Raw genomic sequence first — 17,112 nt, forward strand, 5'->3', positions numbered from 1 at the left:
CACCCCTCTGGCTATGCTCTTCCGTGGCAATATCCAGAATTCGACAAAAGGGAACAGCCGCCCGAGCGGGCAGCTTTCCCGGGGGTGGAAGAGGACATTTGTGAGAGGGAAACGATCCGGGCGCCCCGGAATAGGCAGGGGCGCCCTCAGACGCACGGCGGGTTCCCTGGCCCTGGCCGTGCTGGCCGGACTGCTCGGTGTGTACCCGGCCGCCGCCGACGACACGGCGGACGACACGGTCGTACCGCTGTCGCGCAGCTCCCGTCAGCAGGTGGTGGACCTCTGGGCGTCCGGCGGCAGCGAGGTGCGGTCGGCCGCCGAGGCCGCTCTGGTCGGTAGCGGTGACGACATCGCCGCCTTCCTCACCACCTACGGGGATCGACAGGTCCAGGACTTCCGGGTCGAGGCGGCCCAACTGGCCGGTGTCGGAGGGGAGAACACCCTCGACGCCGTCCGCGCCGCGCTGGCCGGCAGCGACGGCGACCTCGCCGCCTTCATGAAGTCGGGCTGGGCGGAGCCCCTGGAACAGGATCAGCGGATCCTGGTCGCACGGGCGATCGACGCGGGCGGCCCCGAGGTGCAGGAGCGCGGCCGCACCGCGCTCGCCGGCACCCCCGAGGACATCGAGGCCTTCCTCGACACGGGGATCACGGAGGCCCAGGAGCAGGACGACCGGGTCCTGCTGGCCCAGATCATCTCCACCGGCGGCACCAACGTGCGGGCCGCCGGACGGCTCGCACTGAGCGGAACCACCGACGACATACGGGAGTTCCTGGACGTCGGGCAGTTCGTCGCCCGCAACCGGGACGAGGAGCACGCCAGCGTCGCGGAGCTCGCGGAACAGGCGGAGAAGGCGGGCAAGCTCGCCGCGGCGGAGACGACCAAGGCCGAGGACGCCTCCAAAGAGGCCGTCGAGGCCGCCGCACAGGCGAAGAAGGCCGCGCTGAAGGCGGCCGCGGAGGCCGAGGCCACCCAGGACGACACCGAGGACGCGGCACGCGCGGCGAACCGGGCGGCGAGCGCCGCGTCCGGAGCCGCGAAGGCCGCGCAGCGGGCCATCTCCGCGGCCAACTCCGCCGAACAGTCCGCGCGGACGGCGGCGGCAGCAGCCGCCCAGGCCGCGGCGGCAGCGGTCGGCGCCGCCAACGCGGCCTCCGACGCGCGCAACGCGGCGGCGGCCGCCTCGACGGACGCCGCCAACGCGGACGCCGCGCGGAAGGCCGCGACCAAGGCCAGTGACGCCGCCAAGGGCGCGGACAAGGCGGCGGACGCAGCGGACAAGGCCATGAAGGCCGCCAACGCGGCCGGTGACGCCGCGGCGTCCGCCGCCAGTGCGGGCACCAACGCCGCCGCGGCGGCCGACGCGGCGGTGACCGCGAGCCAGTACGCCGGCGCGGGCAGCACCGCGGCGGCGAACGCCCGGGCCGCCGCGGCTTCGGCGCACCGGCAGGCCGCCGAGGCCCACCGGGCCGCGGGCCAGGCCGAGTCGCTCGCGCGCAAGGCGGCCACAGCGGCCGGCGAGGCGCGGGACGCGGCACGGTCGGCCGCCACGCACGCCAGGAACGCGGCGACGGCAGCGCAGGAGGCCGCCGACAGCGCGGTCGACGCGTCCAAGGCGGCCGCCAGGTCCACCGCCCACGCCAACGCGGCCACCGAGGCGGCGAACGTCGCCACGGAGGCCGCCGCCCAGGCCCAGACCGTCTACACGCTGGCTCGCGAGGTCGAGGCGGAGGAGCTGCTCGGCCGGACCAACGCCGGCATCGAGAACGCCCGCGACCTCAAGGCACAGGAGACGGCCGAACAGGAACAGCGCGAGCAGGAGGCCGCAGGCCTCGCCGAACAGCAGGCCACCGCCGAGAAGTTGGCACAGCAGGCCGGGGCGGGCACCGACGACGAGGTGATCGCGGCGCAGGGCCGTCGACTCGCCCTGCTCGACATGAAGAACGGCGAGCCCTGGCTGCGCGAGGCCGCCCAGGAGGCGCTGGGCAGTGACACCGCGGGAGTCGTCGCGTACGTCCGCACCGGCCGGGCCGAGGCCCAGGCCCAGGACGACCGCACGGAGGTGGAGCGGCTCGCCGAGGAGAGCTCCGTCAAGGAGGTCCGGGACGCGGCGGAGACCGCACTGGACGGTGGCACGGCCACGGTCGGCGCGTTCCTGAAGGACGGTCAGTACGAGGCCGGCCGGGAGGCGTTCCGGGTGGCGGTCGCCCAGGCGGCCGACGGCGGCGGCCCCAACGTCAAGGACAAGGCGCGCGCGGCGCTGAGCACCGGCACCATCGACGCCTACCGCACCTTCCTCACCAAGACCCTGGCCGAGGCCCAGGTACAGGACGACCGGGTGACCGCCGCGCAGCTGATCGACAGCGGCGACCCGGAGGTGAGGTCCGCCGCGCGGATCGCCCTCGAGGGCCCCGCCGACCTGCTGCACCGGTTCGTGCAGTCCGGGCAGTACACCGCCCAGCGCAAGGACTTCCTGTCCCTGACCCACCAGTTGCAGGTCCAGCAGCTGGTCGTCGAGGCCGCTCAGGTGGCCGCGCAGGCACAGCACGACGCCGCCACCGCCCAGGCCACCGCGGCGACGGCCCGCAAGGCGTCGGCCGAGGCACAGAACTGGGCGGCGCAGGCGAAGGCGTCCTCCGAGAAGGCGGCTGACTACTCCGCGCAGGCCGACCAGTACGCCGACGACGCGAAGGCCTCCGCCGCGCAGGCCGCGGAGTCGGCGAGGACGGCGCGTGCCGCGGCGAACCGGGCCGACGCGGCGGCGCAGAACGCCGCCAGGTCCGCCAGCGACGCGACCGTGTCCGCGGAACTCGCCCAGACCTCCGCCGGGTCGGCGTGGGCCTCGGCCGCCCAGGCCCAGACCTCGGCGGAGCGGGCCGGCAAGAGCGCGGCCGAGGCGGCGACCGCCGCGACCGAGGCGTTCGTGGCCACCGTCCAGAAGTACCGCGCGGAGGAGGAGGCCCGCCGCCGCGCGGCCGTCGCCGCGAAGGAGGCCAAGGAGAAGGACGGCGTCTCGGCCGCCGAGCTCTACCGGTGCGGGATCCTCGGCTGCGAGGCGATCGACAACCCCGGCCGGTGGTGCCAGCACCACGAGGCCTACTGCGATGTGCTCTCCCAGGGGCCCGCCTTCGAGGCGAGCATGAAGCAGCTGAACGACATCATCAACGCCATCACCGGTCTCACCCAGCTGGAGAACTGCGCACGCAAGGGCGATCTCGAAGCCTGCTGGGAGCTGAACAAGGACGTCATCATGTCGTCCAAGTTCCGCATGCTGGGCGCGGCCTACCGCACACTGCGAGTCCTGCAACGCGGCTGCACGCAGTGCTTCCTGCCCGGCACCCGGGTCCTCATGTCGGACGGCGGCACCCGGCCGATCGAGAAGGTCCGGGCGGGCGACCTGGTCCGGGCCACCGACCCGGCGACCGGCGAGACCGCGGCCCGACGGGTCGCGCAGCAGATCGTCACGGAGTACGACGACAAGTACCTCGCGGCCCTCAGCATCCGGGGACCGACCGGCGACGTCAGCGAGCTCTCGGCCACCTACGAGCACCCCTTCTGGAGCGTCGACCTCCGCTCCTGGATGCCCGCGGAGGACCTGCGCCCCGGCGACACCCTGCGCACGGACGGCGGCGGGACCGCCACGGTGCTCGCCAACCGCCCCTACACCCGTACGACCGTCACGTACAGCCTCACGGTCGCGGGGCTGCACTCCTTCTACGTCCTGGCCGGGAAGACCCCGGTCCTGGTCCACAACTCCGAGTGCAAGCCCCTGGTCCTCGGTCTGAAGGACTTCATCGAGGAGGCGACCACACAGCACAAGGGCTACAACTTCATGGACCCCAAGTACGCGAAGGAGGAGGGCAGGATGCCCGACGGAACGCCGTACGCCTCCTGGATGTCCGAGGTCACCAACGTGATGCGGAACAACGGCAAGATCGCCGTGAGCCTGAAGGGCTTCAAACCGATCAACGGCACATACCAGGAGAAGTTCGACAAAGCCGTGGAGAACTTCGAGAACGGCACCTGGAGTGCCACGGACTGGGAGATGGGCCAGCTCGTGAAGTACAACAGGTGGGGCGATCTGGACTGGGACAACGTGAAGTTCTATGACGACAACGGCGTGAAGGTGAGCATCGACCCGCCGAAGCCGAAGGAGTAGGCCGCCGGGGCAGCGCCCCTGGTGGGGGCGCTGCCCCGCCCGCCGAGCGCGGCAACCTGACGCAACACCCTGACACGGCCCTGTGACGCAGCCCTCCGCCCCCGAAGATCGCGGAGCCGGCCGACCTGCGGTCCTTCGAGGCGCGTGGTGATGCTGTCCGCGCCGTCGAGGGAAATCTGTCACGGCCAAGACACATCCGTGCGGCTCGCGGCGTTAGGGTTGGGGAAGGAGGCGGATTCGGTGCCGGATCCTGAGGGAACTCGGGTCGTGGACCCGGCCGGGCCGTCCGCCTCGCCCCGAAACGAAGGTGCCATGCCCGCTGAGATCGATCCCGTCACCGGCAATCTCGACGATGACGACTACCCGGCCTACACCATGGGTCGGGCCGCCGACGTTCTCGGCATCACCCCGGCCTTCCTGCGGGCCGTCGGCGAGGCCGAGCTGATCACACCGCTGCGTTCGGAGGGCGGTCACCGGCGGTACTCGCGGCGGCAGTTGCGGGTCGCCGCCCGGGCCCGCGAGCTCGTCGACCAGGGCACTCCCATCGAGGCCGCGTGCCGCATCGTGTCACTGGAGGACCAGTTGGAGGACGCCCTCCGGCTGAACGACGAAATGCGCAAGCTGCTGGCGGAGCGCGGCGCGGATATCTAGTGCGGCGGGTACAGAAACCGGGTGTTCGGCCGGGTCAGAATTCGTGATCGAACTCCAGATCAACATGGGGTTTCCGGCCGACCTGTGTTAGCGTGATACCAGTTGCAGTTTTGGTTACCAGAGACTTGTTTCACAGCCAGTTTCTTTGCAGAGCTTTCCGGATCTTTCCGGAGGGGTGATCATCGCGGCGACTCGGGATCGGCAAAGTGCAGGTCCCGGCACTGCCCCCCAAGGGAGATTCAATATGGCATCTGGCACCGTGAAGTGGTTCAACGCGGAAAAGGGCTTCGGCTTCATCGAGCAGGACGGCGGCGGCGCTGACGTCTTCGCCCACTACTCGAACATCGCCGCCTCCGGCTTCCGCGAGCTTCAGGAAGGCCAGAAGGTTACTTTCGACGTCACGCAGGGCCAGAAGGGCCCCCAGGCCGAGAACATCGTTCCCGCCTGATTGCTTGACGCATGACAGTAGCTGGGGCCCGCACTCTATGGGGTGCGGGCCTCAGCTCGTTCACTTTTCGCATGTTCCCAGCCGCTCTCAGCTGACTCCGGCCGTTACCTGCTGCTCCAAGCCAGTTCACGTTCCAGCCAGTTCACGCTGATTCCCGCATGAGGGACCGCCTCGGTTTCATCCGCCGGTCGACCCCCGGTCGACTCCGGTTCACAAACCGCCAGGCGCGGCTTTCGCTATTTTCACGGCTCATTCTTGTGAATCCTCATGCGGCTATTCGCCGCTGGACGGAATTCCTCGATACGTGCCGTATCGAGGAGGGTTCCACCATGAACCGCGACCGTCGCAGCAGCAGCGCCAGTTCGGGCCGCGTCCGCACGGACAGGAAGTCCACGGGAGGATCCGGCTCCGCACACGGCAGCCGCTTCCGTACCCACGAGCCCCGCCGGACCTCGCGTCCGGCCGGCGCCGGAAAGAACGGCCAGGGCCCGCGCTCGGCCGGCCCGCAGCAGGAGTTCGCACTCCCCACCACCGTCACCGCACCGCTCCCGGCCGTCGAGTCGTTCGACCAACTCGACATGCCGGAGGGCCTGTTGGCCGCGCTCGGCGCCGAAGGCGTCACCGTGCCCTTCCCGATCCAGGCCGCCACGCTGCCCAACGCGCTGGCCGGCCGGGACGTCCTGGGCCGCGGCCGCACCGGCTCCGGCAAGACGCTCGCCTTCGGGCTGGCGCTGCTGGCCCGGCTCAACGGCAAGCGGGCACAGCCCCGGCAGCCGCTCGCCCTCGTCCTGGTCCCCACCCGCGAACTGGCCCAGCAGGTCACCGACGCGCTCGCCCCCTACGCCCGCGCCCTGCGGCTGCGGACCACCACCGTGGTGGGCGGCATGTCCATCGGCCGCCAGGCCAGCAGCCTGCGCGGCGGCGCCGAAGTCGTCGTGGCCACCCCCGGCCGGCTCAAGGACCTCATCGAGCGCGGCGACTGCCGGCTCGACCAGGTCGGCATCACGGTCCTGGACGAGGCCGACCAGATGGCCGACATGGGCTTCATGCCGCAGGTCACCGCGCTGCTCGACCAGGTCCGTCCCGGCGGCCAGCGCCTGCTGTTCTCGGCGACCCTGGACCGCAACATCGACCTCCTGGTCCGCCGCTACCTGAGCGACCCGGTCGTGCACTCGGTCGACCCGACCGCGGGTGGTGTCGCCACGATGGAGCACCACCTGCTGCACGTGCGGGACACCGAGAAGCACTCCACGGCGACCGAGATCGCCGCCCGCGACGGGCGCGTGATCCTCTTCCTGGACACCAAGCACGCGGTGGACAAGCTGACCAAGCACCTGCTGTCCGTCGGTGTACGGGCCTCGGCGCTGCACGGCGGCAAGTCCCAGTCGCAGCGCAACCGGACGCTCGCCCAGTTCAAGGACGGTCACCTCACCGCCCTGGTCGCCACCAACGTCGCCGCGCGCGGTATCCACGTCGACAACCTCGACCTGGTCGTGAACGTCGACCCGCCGGGCGACCACAAGGACTACCTGCACCGCGGCGGCCGTACCGCCCGCGCCGGCGAGTCCGGCACCGTCGTCACCCTGGTGCTGCCGCACCAGCGGCGTTCGATGGACCGGCTGATGCAGGACGCCGGGATCACTCCGGCCACCAGCACCCGGGTCAGCCCCGGCGAGCCCGAGCTCCAGCGCATCACCGGCGCCCGCACCCCCTCCGGCGTACCCGTCGTCGTGACGGCGCCCGCGCCGGCCGCGGAGCGACGTGACCGATCCGGCGCACCCGGTCGTGGCCGGGGCGGACGGGCCGGCGGCTCCCGCGGGCGCCGTACCCCGACCCGCAACCCCCGCTAGTACCACCGCACAGGTCCAGGCACAGGGGTTCGCTCCCCGCGGTCAGGACGCCACCCGCGCGTCCTGACCGCTCCTCCGTGTCACCGTCCGCCGCTGTACTCCGCTCTCTTCCCCTGCCTTCCCCTCGGTTCAACTCCCCTTTCTGTTGGAGGCATTCATGCGCTGTGTCATCGCCCGATTCCCCTTCGACCTGCGCAAGAACGAGGTCGAGCAGTCGATGGACGGCATCACGCCCGAAACCGTCACCGGTGTCTCCGTCACCATCGGCACGAAGGTCTACCCCGTCCTCCAGGTCGGCGAAGTGATCACCCGGCAGAACCGCCGCGACTTCACCACCGGCGAGATGCGCCGCGCGCTCACCCGGCTCGGTTTCGTGTGCCACGAGGCCCCGCAGCCCGCCCCGACCCGTACCGTTGCCCCCGACCAGGAATCGCTCGGCTGGTGAAGGACCGGGGGTGCTGAGCCCCCGGCGGAACGGAGACCGGTGACCCGCGACGGGATGGCCGAGGCGCTGCGGTCGCTGCGCGCCGGCAGCGGTGCCGATCCCGCGCGGACCACCGCCCGGGCGCTGGGCGTCACGGGCGTCGTGATCTCCGTCTTCCCGCTGCCGGCCGCGACCCCGAACGGCGGCCGCGCGCCGGAACCGCTCTGGTGGTACCCCGAGTCGAGCCTGCGGTTCGAGGAACTGCAGTTCACGCTCGGCGAGGGCCCCGGCCCCGACGCCGACCGCGCCGGTCTCGCCGTACTGGAACCGGATCTCGACCGGGTGCGCCCGGACCGCTGGCCCACGCTGCTGCCGGCCGCCCGACAGCTCGGCGTCGACGGGGTCTGCTGCTTCCCGCTCGGCCTGGGTGCCGTACGGCTGGGCATGTTCACCCTGCTGTGGGACGGGCGGAGCAGTCTGGACGACGGGCAGCTCGCGGACGCGAACACGCTGGCCGCCGCCCTGACCGCGGCCCTGCTGGACGGACGGCGACCGGCCGACCGCCGCGACGGCAACGGCGACGAAGGACTGCCGTGGCCGGCCGACGGGCTGCACCGGGCCGTGGTGCACCAGGCGACCGGCATGATCAGCGTCCAGCTCGACATCCCCCTGGCCGAGGCCCTGGTGCGGCTGCGCGCCTTCGCCTACGGCAGTGAGCGCCTGGTCGGCGACGTGGCGGAAGACGTCGTGGCCCGAAGGCTGCGATTCGACGACGATGGAAGCGGGACCTACGCGCCCGTCGCTGGAGAGGGATGATCGGCATGACGCGGGAACAGCGCCTCGCGGAGGTGTTCGTCGAGATCGCGGACTCACTCATCGACGACTTCGACGTCCTCGACCTGCTCCAGCGGCTGTCCACGCGCTGCGTGGAGCTCCTGGAGGTCTCCGCGGCGGGCATCCTGCTCGCCGACCCACACGGTGAACTGCAGGTCATCGCCGCCTCCGACGAACACACCCGACTGCTGGAGCTGCTCACCCTCCAGCACGACCAGGGGCCCTGTGTGGAGTGCTTCCACACCGGTTCGGCCCGTACGAACATCGACCTCCGGCGCCCCGAGGCGGCCGCCGCCTGGCCCCGCTTCACCCCGCGGGCCCGCGAACTCGGGTTCGTCGCCACGCACGCCATCCCGCTGCGGCTGCGCGACCGGGTGGTGGGCGCCCTGAACCTCTTCCAGACCTCCGCGCACCGGCTCGACGACGCCGAGATCTCCCTCGCCCAGGCGCTCGCGGACGTGGCCACCATCACGATCCTCCAGCAGCGCACGCTGGAGAAGTCCTATGTGGAGAACACCCAGTTGAACTCCGCGCTGACCAGCCGGATCCTGGTGGAACAGGTCAAGGGCGTGCTGGCCGAGCGCTGGGGCACCTCGGTCGACGACGCCTTCGCCGCGTTCCGCTCCTACGCCCGCGCCCATCACCTGCGGCTGACCGACTTCGCCCGGCACATCGTCGACGGCACGTTCGACACGTCCACCATCCCGGCCCCCGACGGGGTCGACTGACGGTCCCGAGTGGGCGGGCCACGAGCGTGCGGGTTACGAGCGTGCGGGTTACGAGGGTGACGGCCCCGGGTCGAGGAGCAGGACCCGGCGCGGATCGGCCGACGGGGTCCAGCGCTCGCCGGCCGGCACGTCCCGCCAGCCCCAGGCCCGCAGGGCGGCCAGCGTCGGTACGTCGAAACGGGCGACCAGGGTGACGCCGGTGGCGTCCGCATGCTCGCCGAGCAGCCGCCGTTGCAGCCGCCGGGCCAGGTTCCAGTCGCGGTCCGTGGACTGCCGGCGCACCTGGGGGCGTACGACGATCTCGCGGATCGCGAACAGCCCTGCGCGCAGCGGGAATCCGTAGGCGCACGCCGTCGTCATCGTCGAGTTCTCCGCGACCAGCAGGGAGAAGCCGGGGCGGCGCATGTCGTCGGCCAGCCGGTCCAGGAAGGCGAGGCGCAGGTCATCCCACCGCCAGGGCTCGGCGCCGGAGTTGGCCGCGTACATCTCGCCCAGTTCCGGCAGCCGGTCCATGACCTGGCACCGGGACAACGGGCGCAGCCGCTCCGCCTCCCAGGGCGAGGGGCACTGCTGGCGGGGCCTGGCCCGGGCGCCGGGATGTTCCCGGGGCGGCCGGAGCGCGTTCTGTGTCATGAGGCGGACCTGTTCCCGGCGCCGTCGCAGCCGACCTGGTCTCGTCGATCGCCGAGAACGGCACGGGCGTGAAGGCCGGCACACGAGGAACCCTCGGTTCTTTCACGATACTCCGGGCCCCACGGACCGCCCTCGGGATCAACCGCGCCTCATCGGGAGAGGCCGCGCCTCAGTTGTTCCATGTCTCGTCGTACGGATCCGCCGGCGTCGGCACCGGTGTCGCCGAGCTGACTTGGAGGAACGGGATGGGGCCGTTGTTCACCGGGTCCTTGACCTCGCGGGTGGTGTACGTACCGGTCACCTCGAGCCACTTGTCGGGCTGGAGGACCGGGGGGACCTTGCCGGTCAGGCCGATCTTCACCGGCTGGGCGTCCGCCGCACAGCAGTTGAGGGCCATCCGGACCAGGTACGGCGTCCCGGCCTTGTCCAGGGCGACGAAGCCGGTGACCTTGATCTGGCGGCCGTCGAGGGTGCGGCCGTGCTGGTAGACGGCACGGCTCGCGTAGTCGACCACGGAGAGGTGGAGTGGTCCGGCCGCGGGCAACTTGTCGTAGCCGTACGGCTGTTGGAGCGCCGTCCCCGTGCGCATCGCGCTGTACGAGCCGAGCGCCGGCGGGGCGACCAGGATCAGGGCGAGGAGGGGGAGGACGAGGAGCCAGGAGATACGGGGTTCGCGGTGGGTGTGCTCGGGCTCAGCCTCTTGCTCCGCGGCGGGGTCGCGATCCAGGTCGGGGCCATGGTCGTGCGCATCGGCTTCCCCCGCCCCCTCCCCCTGCTTCCGCCCCCGCCACTCGTACCAGACCGTCGCCAGCGCCGCCGCGATCAGCACCACGCCCGCCAGCAGCAACAGCGGCTGGAGGCCCGCCTTGACGTATCGCAGGTACAGATCGGTGAACCCGGCGTGCAGCAGTGCCGCGCCGGTGAGGAAGAGGACCGCCGCCTGTGCCTGCCGGTTCACAGCAGCACCGCCCCGGTCAGGACCGCGCCCACGATGGCGACGGCGAAGGTGGCGGGCCCGAAGCGCAGGGCGAAGCCCCGGCCGAACGTGCCCGCCTGCATGGCGAACAGCTTCAGGTCGATCATCGGGCCCACGATCAGGAACGCCAGCTTGGCCGTGAGCGAGAACTGGGTCAGCGAGGCCGCCACGAACGCGTCCGCCTCCGAGCAGATCGACAGCAGTACGGCGAGCAGGGACAGGGCGAGGATCGCGACCACCGGGTTGTCCGCCGCCGTGCGCAGCCAGCTCGCCGGGGCCACCGCCTTCAGCGTCGCCGCGGCCATCGCGCCGACGACCAGGAAGCCGCCCGCGTGCATCACGTCGTGCCGGACCGACCCCCAGAACGCGGCGCCCTTGCTCTGGCCCTCGTAGTGCGAACGGTGCGGCATGCGCAGCCAGTCCGTGCGGCCCAGGCGCTGCCAGAGCCAGCCCATCGAGCAGGCCACCAGCAGGCTGCCGACGAAGCGGGCGAGGACCATCTCGGGATTGCGCGGGAAAGCGACGGCCGTGGCGGTCAGCACGATCGGGTTGATCGCCGGCGCGGACAGCAGGAACGCGATCGCCGCGGCCGGGGTGACACCCCGGCGCACCAGCGCGCCCGCCACCGGCACGGACGCACACTCGCACCCCGGCAGCACCGCGCCCGCCATCCCGGCCACCGGTACCGCCAGGGCGGGCCGGCTCGGCAGGGCGCGGGCGAAGAACGTCGGCGGTACGAACACCGCGATCGCCGCCGAGAGCAGCACGCCGAGCACCAGGAAGGGCAGCGCCTGGACGAGCACGGCGACGAACACCGTCATCCAGCTCTGCATCACGGGCGCGGACAGCGCACCGCGGATGGGGCCCTGCATCAGCACCAGGACGAGCAGCAGCAGGATGAGGATCAAGGAGGAACGGGACTGCGGCTGGGGCTGCGACTGAGCCTCGGGCCGGTCAGCCGGCGGCGCTTGCGACTTCGCGGCTCCCGCTGCCGGCTCCGGCGCACCCCGTACCGGCTCATGGCTGTCCGCCCCGGTGGGGGCTGGTTCGGTGATGGCCACGGGCGAGGTACCTCCGGTGGTGCGGAAAGCGCTGGTTTCCGTCCCTATCCATACGATGGAGAGGGAACAGCCGTTCAGTTGACTCTGGAACCGCCTCTCCCCATAAGGCAGTCTTTCCCCTCGTGGCGAGCGTTCCTCAGCAGGGTGTGACAGGCGACCTGTCCGGACACATGGTCGTGTGCGGCGACGACGGGCTGGCGCACCGGCTGGCCACCGAACTGCGGGGGGTGTACGGCGAGCAGGTCACGCTCATCGTGCCACCGTCCGAGCGCGGTGTCCGGACCCCCGTGGTCGGCAGGGCGCGGGCGACCACCGCGGCACTGCTCGACCGGGTGGTGAGCGCGGCCGTCAACCGGGCGGCCGGCGGCGGCGATCCGACCGCGACCGCCACGACCGCCGTCAACGGCGGTGAACGGGTCGTCGAGGCCGCCGAGGCGACCGAGGCCGCGCTCGCCGAGGCGGGCGTGGAACGGGCCGCCGCACTGGCGCTCGTGTACGACGACGACGAGACCAACATCCGCGCCGCCCTCACCGCCCGCCGCCTCAACCCCCGCCTCCGTCTCGTCCTGCGCCTCTACAACCGCCGGTTGGGCCAGCACATCGAGGAACTCCTCGACCAGGCGGCCGCGTTGGCGGCCGGCGACGGCTCGACGGACGGCGACGGCTCCCCTTTCGACGCCTCTACGACCGTGCTGTCCGACGCCGATACGGCCGCGCCGGCGCTGGCCGCCACCGCCGTGGCCGGCACCAGCAAGGTCGTCCAGACCGACGGGCTGATGCTGCGCGCGGTCGAGCGGCCGGCGCCGGAGCCCGGGGAGGTCGCCGATCCGGGCCTGGCCACGCTGGCCCTGCTGTCCACGGCCGGCAGCGATCCCGCCGACGGCTCCGAACGCGACGGCGACTCGGGGCCGCGGCTGCTGCCGGACGCGGCGACGGTACGGGCCGCGACCGGGCGCGGGACCGTCGTGCTGGAACAAGTGGCGTACTCCGGGCCCTCGTTGCCGCCCGCGCGCGGGGGTGTCGTGCCGCCGTTCGCGTCGCTGTTCTCGCGGCGGCTGCGGTGGTCGCTGGCGGGGCTCGTGGCGTGTGTGGTCGGGCTCGCCGTGGCGCTGTCGGTGGTGGCCGACATGCATCCGCTCAGCGCGTTCTATCTGACGCTCCTCGATCTCTTCGCCATCGACGATCCGGCGATCGGTGCCTCGCTGGGCCGGCAGATCCTCCAACTCCTCTCCGGTCTGGTCGGGTTGCTGCTGCTGCCGGTGCTGCTGGCCGCGGTCCTCGAAGCGCTCGGCACCTTCCGGACCGCGTCCGGGCTGCGGAAGCCGCCGCGCGGGTTCGGCGGGCACGTGGTGCTGCTCGGGCTCGGCAAGATCGGCACGCGCGTGCTGATCCGGTTGCGCGAACTGAACATCCCGGTGGTGTGCGTCGAGTCCGACCCCGAGGCCCGCGGGCTGGCGGTCGCGCGCCGGCTGCGGGTGCCGGTGGTGCTCGGCGACGTCACCCAGGAGGGCGTCCTGGAGGCCGCCAAGATCCACCGCGCCAACGCGCTGCTCGCGGTGACCAGCGCGGACACGACGAATCTCGAGGCCGCGCTGTACGCCCGGTCCGTGCGGCCCGAACTGCGGGTGGTACTGCGGCTGTACGACGACGACTTCGCGACCGCCGTGTATCGGACGCTGCGGGCCGCGCACCCCCTTGCGACCACTCGGAGTCGGAGTGTTTCCCATCTGGCCGCGCCTGCATTTGCCGGGGCGATGATGGGGCGGCAGATTCTGGGGGCGATTCCTGTGGAGCGGCGGGTGCTGCTTTTCGCTGCCGTCGAGGTGGGGGCGCATCCTCAGTTGGTGGGGCGGACTGTGGCGGAGGCGTTTCGGGCGGGGGCCTGGCGGGTGTTGGCCTTGGACACCGCCAAAGGGGCGCGTGAGGATATTCGGGGGACGGGGTTGGTGTGGGATCTGCCTGATACGTATGTTCTGCGGGGCTCGGATCGGGTGGTGCTGGCCGCTACCCGGCGGGGCATGGCAGAGCTGCTGGGGCGTCGGAGGCGGGAGCGGACCGGGACCTGAGCGGCGCCGGCGCCGGGGCGGGGATCGGGTGGGCTCACTTGGCCGCGTTCAGCGGGTGCCGCTGCGCCCACCCGTGCCGCCCCAGCGGCACGACTGCCCGCAGTCAGGACAGGTGGCGTTCTGCGAACTCCAGCTCCAGGCGCACCTGCTTGATTCGTTCGTCGACCACCAAGGAACCGTGGCCCGCGTCGTAGCGGTACACCTCGTGGGCCGCGTCCCTCGCTTCCAGCCTCTTCACGTAGTTCTCGATCTGGCGGATCGGGCAGCGCGGGTCGTTGACGCCCGCCGAGATGTAGACCGGGGCCTTTACCTTGTCCACGTACGTCAGAGGTGAGGACGCCTCGAAGCGGTCCGGGACCTCTTCCGGGGTGCCGCCCAGGAGCGTGCGGTCCATGGCCTTCAGGGCTTCCATCTCGTCGTGGTACGCCGTGACGTAGTCGGCGACCGGGACCGCTGCGATGCCCAGGGTCCAGGCGTCCGGCTGGGTGCCGATGCCGAGGAGGGTGAGGTAGCCGCCCCAGGAACCGCCCGTGAGGATCAGGCGGGTCGGGTCCGCGAGGCCCGAGGTCACCGCCCACTCGCGGACCGCCTCGATGTCCTCCAGCTCGATCAGGCCGACCCGGTGCTTGAGGGCGTCGGTCCAGGCGCGGCCGTAGCCCGTGGAGCCGCGGTAGTTGACCCGGACCACCGCGTATCCGTGGTCGACCCAGGCCGCGGGGCCGGCCGCGAAGGAGTCGCTGTCGTGCCAGGTGGGGCCGCCGTGGATGTCGAAGACCGTCGGCAGCGGGCCGGTCGCGCCGGCCGGCTTCTGGACCAGGGCGTGGATCCGGCCGCCCGGGCCCTCCACCCACACGTCCTCCACCGGGACCGAGCCGGGGGACTTCAGGCCGGGCGGGTCCAGGACCACGCCGCCCTTGGTGGAGCGGACCGCCGACGGCTCGGCCGACGACGACCACAGGTACTCGACCGTGCCGTCGGGGCGGGCCGTCGCGCCGGAGACCGTGCCGGGCGGGGTCGGGATCCGCTCCGGCGCACGGCTGGCGAGGTCGTAGCGGAACAGCTCGCTGCGGGCCTCGAAGCTGTGCACGACGAGCAGGCCCGTGCCGTCCGGGTACCACTCGGCGCTCACGTCACCGGGCAGGTCGAGGGCGAGGTCGGTCTGCTCCCCCGTCGCCACGTCCCACACCAGCGGCTCCCAACGGCCCCGGCGCTGATGGCCGATGAGCAGCCGGGTGTCGCCGTCCACCGGCGCGAAGCCGAGGACCTCCAGGCCCAGTTCCTTCGTGCCGCCCTCGGTGTCGTCGAGGTCGGCGACCGCCGTGCCGTCGGGGCGCAGCACGCGCAGCGCGGAGTGCATCGCGTCGCCGTGCTCGGTGTGCTCGATCGCGATCAGCGTGCCGTCGCGGGAGAGGTCGCCGACGCCCGCCGACTCGCGGTGGCGGTAGATCTGCACCGGGGCCTCGCCCTCGCGCGCGAGGTGGATCGTCGTACCGTCCTCGTCGGTCGAGCGGCCCACCACCGCCGTGCGGCCGTCCCGGCCAAGGGCCAGGCCCGCCGGGTACGACGGCTCCAGGCCCGGGGCGGCGGGGTCGTCCTTGCCGCCGCCGAAGGGCTGCCTGCGCCAGACGCCGAACTCGTCGCCGTCCTTGTCGTCGAACCACCAGATCCAGGCGCCGTCCGGGGACAGGACGCCGTCCGTCGTGCCGTTGGGCCGGTCGGTGACCTGACGCTGCTCGCCACTCGCGCGGTCCCAGGCGTACAGCTCGTACGTCCCCGTCGCGTTCGACACGAACAGGGAGCGGTCCGGGGCGTCCTCCGCCCAGTCGGGCAGCGACACCCTCGGCGCCCGGAAGCGCTTCTCCCAGTCCGGCATTACCTCGCGCTGTGCCTGCTGATCCGGCGAGGCGGACCCGTTGCTCTCAGTCATGGCCCCATACTGCCCGTCCTCACAGACAATTCACTGGCCGGGTGCGCAGGCTGTGGACAACTTCTACCCACCGCTTACCCTGCACGCGTCCCGGGCCGCCCGGGAAGGGGCGTTTGTGCAGGTCGGGGCCGATTGTCAGTGGCGGGGTGCAGACTCTTCGGCATGACCGATCTGCGCAAGACAGTCGAGAGGTTCTGGGCCGCCGCCGAGGCCCGGGACTGGACCGCGTTCGCCGAGACCCTGGCCGAGGACGTCGTCTACACCCTGCCGCAGACCCGCGAGCGCATCGCGGGGCGGGAGAGGTACGTGCAGTTCAACCGGGAGTACCCGGGCGACTGGCACCTGCGGACCGAGCGCATCGTCGCCGAGCCCGGACAGGTGGTCACCTGGGCGCACTTCACGGTCGGACTGGAGGAGATGTACGCGATCACGTTCTTCACCGGCACCGAGAAGATCACGTCCATAACCGAGTTCTGGCCCGAGCCGTACGAACCCCCGGCCGGCCGCGACCACCTCTCCGAGAGGTACTGACCCCGCGGCCGAGCCCCCCGCAGGGGCCCCGTACCGTGGAAGGCGTGTACCGGTTTCTGCTGACGCGCCGCTGGTGGGGAATCAACGTCTTCGTGCTGCTCGCCATCCCCTTCTGCATCTTCATGGGGTCCTGGCAGCTGAGCCGTTTCGAGGACCGTGTGCAGAGCCACCACACCGCGGACGAGCAGCTGGCGGACACCCACGAAAAAGCCCGCCCGCTGCGGGAGTTGCTGCCCGTGGACCAGGCGACCTCCGGCGAGCAGGCCACCGCGACCGGGCACTACGGCAAGCAGCTGCTCGTCCCGGACCGCCAACTGGACGGCAAGGACGGCTACTACGTCCTGACGCTGCTGCGCACCGACGGCGGCCAGGCGCTGCCCGTCGTGCGGGGCTGGCTGCCGGGGAAGGCCGACGCGGCCGAGGCGCCCGCCGCGCCCACCGGTGAGGTCACCGTCACCGGTGCGCTCCAGGCGTCCGAGACGCCGGGGGACAACGGGGTGAGCGCCCAGGGCGGACTGCCGGCCGGGCAGACCGGGGCGATCAGTTCGGCGTCCCTGATCAACATCGTGCCGTACAAGGTCTACGACGCCTGGGTCACTCTGGACAAGGCCGACGCCGGGATGACGGCCGTGCCGGCGACCGCGCCGCAGAACACCGGCCTGGACCTGAAGGCGTTCCAGAATCTGGGCTACACCGGGGAGTGGTTCGTCTTCGCCGGGTTCGTGGTGTTCATGTGGTTCCGGCTGCTGCGCCGCGAGGTGGAGTTCCTGCGGGACGCGGAGATGGGGCTGGTGGCGGAGGAGGAGCAGCCCGTCGCCGTATGA

General features: G+C 71.9%; 14 protein-coding genes. 10 read left to right on the forward strand and 4 right to left on the reverse strand.

Annotation, left to right across the window (positions count from 1 at the left end; translation table 11 throughout):
* Positions 1–100: 100 nt before the first annotated feature.
* The 7 genes from ACWD5F_RS17375 to ACWD5F_RS17405 all read left to right on the forward strand — a co-directional run bounded on the left by ACWD5F_RS17375 (position 101) and on the right by ACWD5F_RS17405 (position 9,094).
* A complete protein-coding gene (locus tag ACWD5F_RS17375; protein ID WP_451255181.1) occupies positions 101–4,159 on the forward strand; it encodes a polymorphic toxin-type HINT domain-containing protein in 4,059 nt (1,352 codons plus the stop codon).
* A gap of 312 nt (positions 4,160–4,471) precedes the next feature.
* Positions 4,472–4,810 carry a MerR family transcriptional regulator gene (locus ACWD5F_RS17380; protein WP_401719145.1) on the forward strand — a complete coding sequence of 113 codons (339 nt, stop codon included), beginning with the start codon at positions 4,472–4,474 and terminating at the stop codon, positions 4,808–4,810.
* 244 nt (positions 4,811–5,054) lie between these two features.
* Positions 5,055–5,258: a cold-shock protein gene (locus ACWD5F_RS17385; protein ID WP_055489522.1), complete on the forward strand. Its 204-nt coding sequence runs from the start codon at positions 5,055–5,057 to the stop codon at positions 5,256–5,258.
* Positions 5,259–5,587: 329 nt separating this feature from the next.
* Complete coding sequence (locus tag ACWD5F_RS17390; RefSeq protein WP_451255184.1) at positions 5,588–7,108, forward strand: DEAD/DEAH box helicase; 1,521 nt, start codon at positions 5,588–5,590, stop codon at positions 7,106–7,108.
* Between the two features lie 157 nt (positions 7,109–7,265).
* Entirely contained in the window at positions 7,266–7,553 is a 288-nt protein-coding gene (locus tag ACWD5F_RS17395) for an SCO5918 family protein (protein ID WP_401719151.1), read from the forward strand.
* A 39-nt stretch (positions 7,554–7,592) separates the two neighbouring features.
* Positions 7,593–8,348: an ANTAR domain-containing protein gene (locus ACWD5F_RS17400; protein ID WP_451255186.1), complete on the forward strand. Its 756-nt coding sequence runs from the start codon at positions 7,593–7,595 to the stop codon at positions 8,346–8,348.
* Positions 8,345–9,094 carry a GAF domain-containing protein gene (locus ACWD5F_RS17405; protein ID WP_451255188.1) on the forward strand — a complete coding sequence of 250 codons (750 nt, stop codon included), beginning with the start codon at positions 8,345–8,347 and terminating at the stop codon, positions 9,092–9,094. The genes ACWD5F_RS17400 and ACWD5F_RS17405 overlap by 4 nt, the downstream gene beginning before the upstream one ends.
* A 48-nt stretch (positions 9,095–9,142) precedes the next feature.
* Here the strand turns inward: ACWD5F_RS17405 and ACWD5F_RS17410 are convergent, their stop codons facing one another.
* From ACWD5F_RS17410 to ACWD5F_RS17420, 3 genes are all read right to left on the reverse strand, one after another.
* Positions 9,143–9,727, reverse strand: coding sequence for a hypothetical protein (locus tag ACWD5F_RS17410; RefSeq protein WP_451255190.1), 585 nt, complete (start codon positions 9,725–9,727; stop codon positions 9,143–9,145).
* Between the two features lie 169 nt (positions 9,728–9,896).
* The gene (locus tag ACWD5F_RS17415) at positions 9,897–10,685 is read right to left on the reverse strand and encodes a TIGR03943 family putative permease subunit (protein WP_451255192.1); all 789 of its coding nucleotides are present in this window, start codon (positions 10,683–10,685) and stop codon (positions 9,897–9,899) included.
* Positions 10,682–11,764 (reverse strand): permease, encoded by a 1,083-nt coding sequence (locus ACWD5F_RS17420; RefSeq protein WP_451255194.1) that lies wholly within the window; start codon positions 11,762–11,764, stop codon positions 10,682–10,684. The genes ACWD5F_RS17415 and ACWD5F_RS17420 overlap by 4 nt, the downstream gene beginning before the upstream one ends.
* A 170-nt stretch (positions 11,765–11,934) precedes the next feature.
* On the opposite strand from ACWD5F_RS17420, the gene ACWD5F_RS17425 reads away from it, so the two are divergent.
* Complete coding sequence (locus tag ACWD5F_RS17425; protein ID WP_451255962.1) at positions 11,935–13,830, forward strand: NAD-binding protein; 1,896 nt, start codon at positions 11,935–11,937, stop codon at positions 13,828–13,830.
* Between the two features lie 103 nt (positions 13,831–13,933).
* Here ACWD5F_RS17425 and ACWD5F_RS17430 read toward each other — a convergent pair whose 3' ends face one another.
* Positions 13,934–15,757: a prolyl oligopeptidase family serine peptidase gene (locus tag ACWD5F_RS17430; RefSeq protein ID WP_451255196.1), complete on the reverse strand. Its 1,824-nt coding sequence runs from the start codon at positions 15,755–15,757 to the stop codon at positions 13,934–13,936.
* A gap of 162 nt (positions 15,758–15,919) precedes the next feature.
* On the opposite strand from ACWD5F_RS17430, the gene ACWD5F_RS17435 reads away from it, so the two are divergent.
* Positions 15,920–16,288 carry a nuclear transport factor 2 family protein gene (locus tag ACWD5F_RS17435; protein WP_401719169.1) on the forward strand — a complete coding sequence of 123 codons (369 nt, stop codon included), beginning with the start codon at positions 15,920–15,922 and terminating at the stop codon, positions 16,286–16,288.
* 44 nt (positions 16,289–16,332) lie between these two features.
* On the forward strand, positions 16,333–17,112 hold the full coding sequence (locus ACWD5F_RS17440) for an SURF1 family protein (protein ID WP_451255198.1): 780 nt from the start codon (positions 16,333–16,335) through the stop codon (positions 17,110–17,112).

This window comes from Streptomyces sp. NPDC002499 (genome assembly GCF_053595415.1).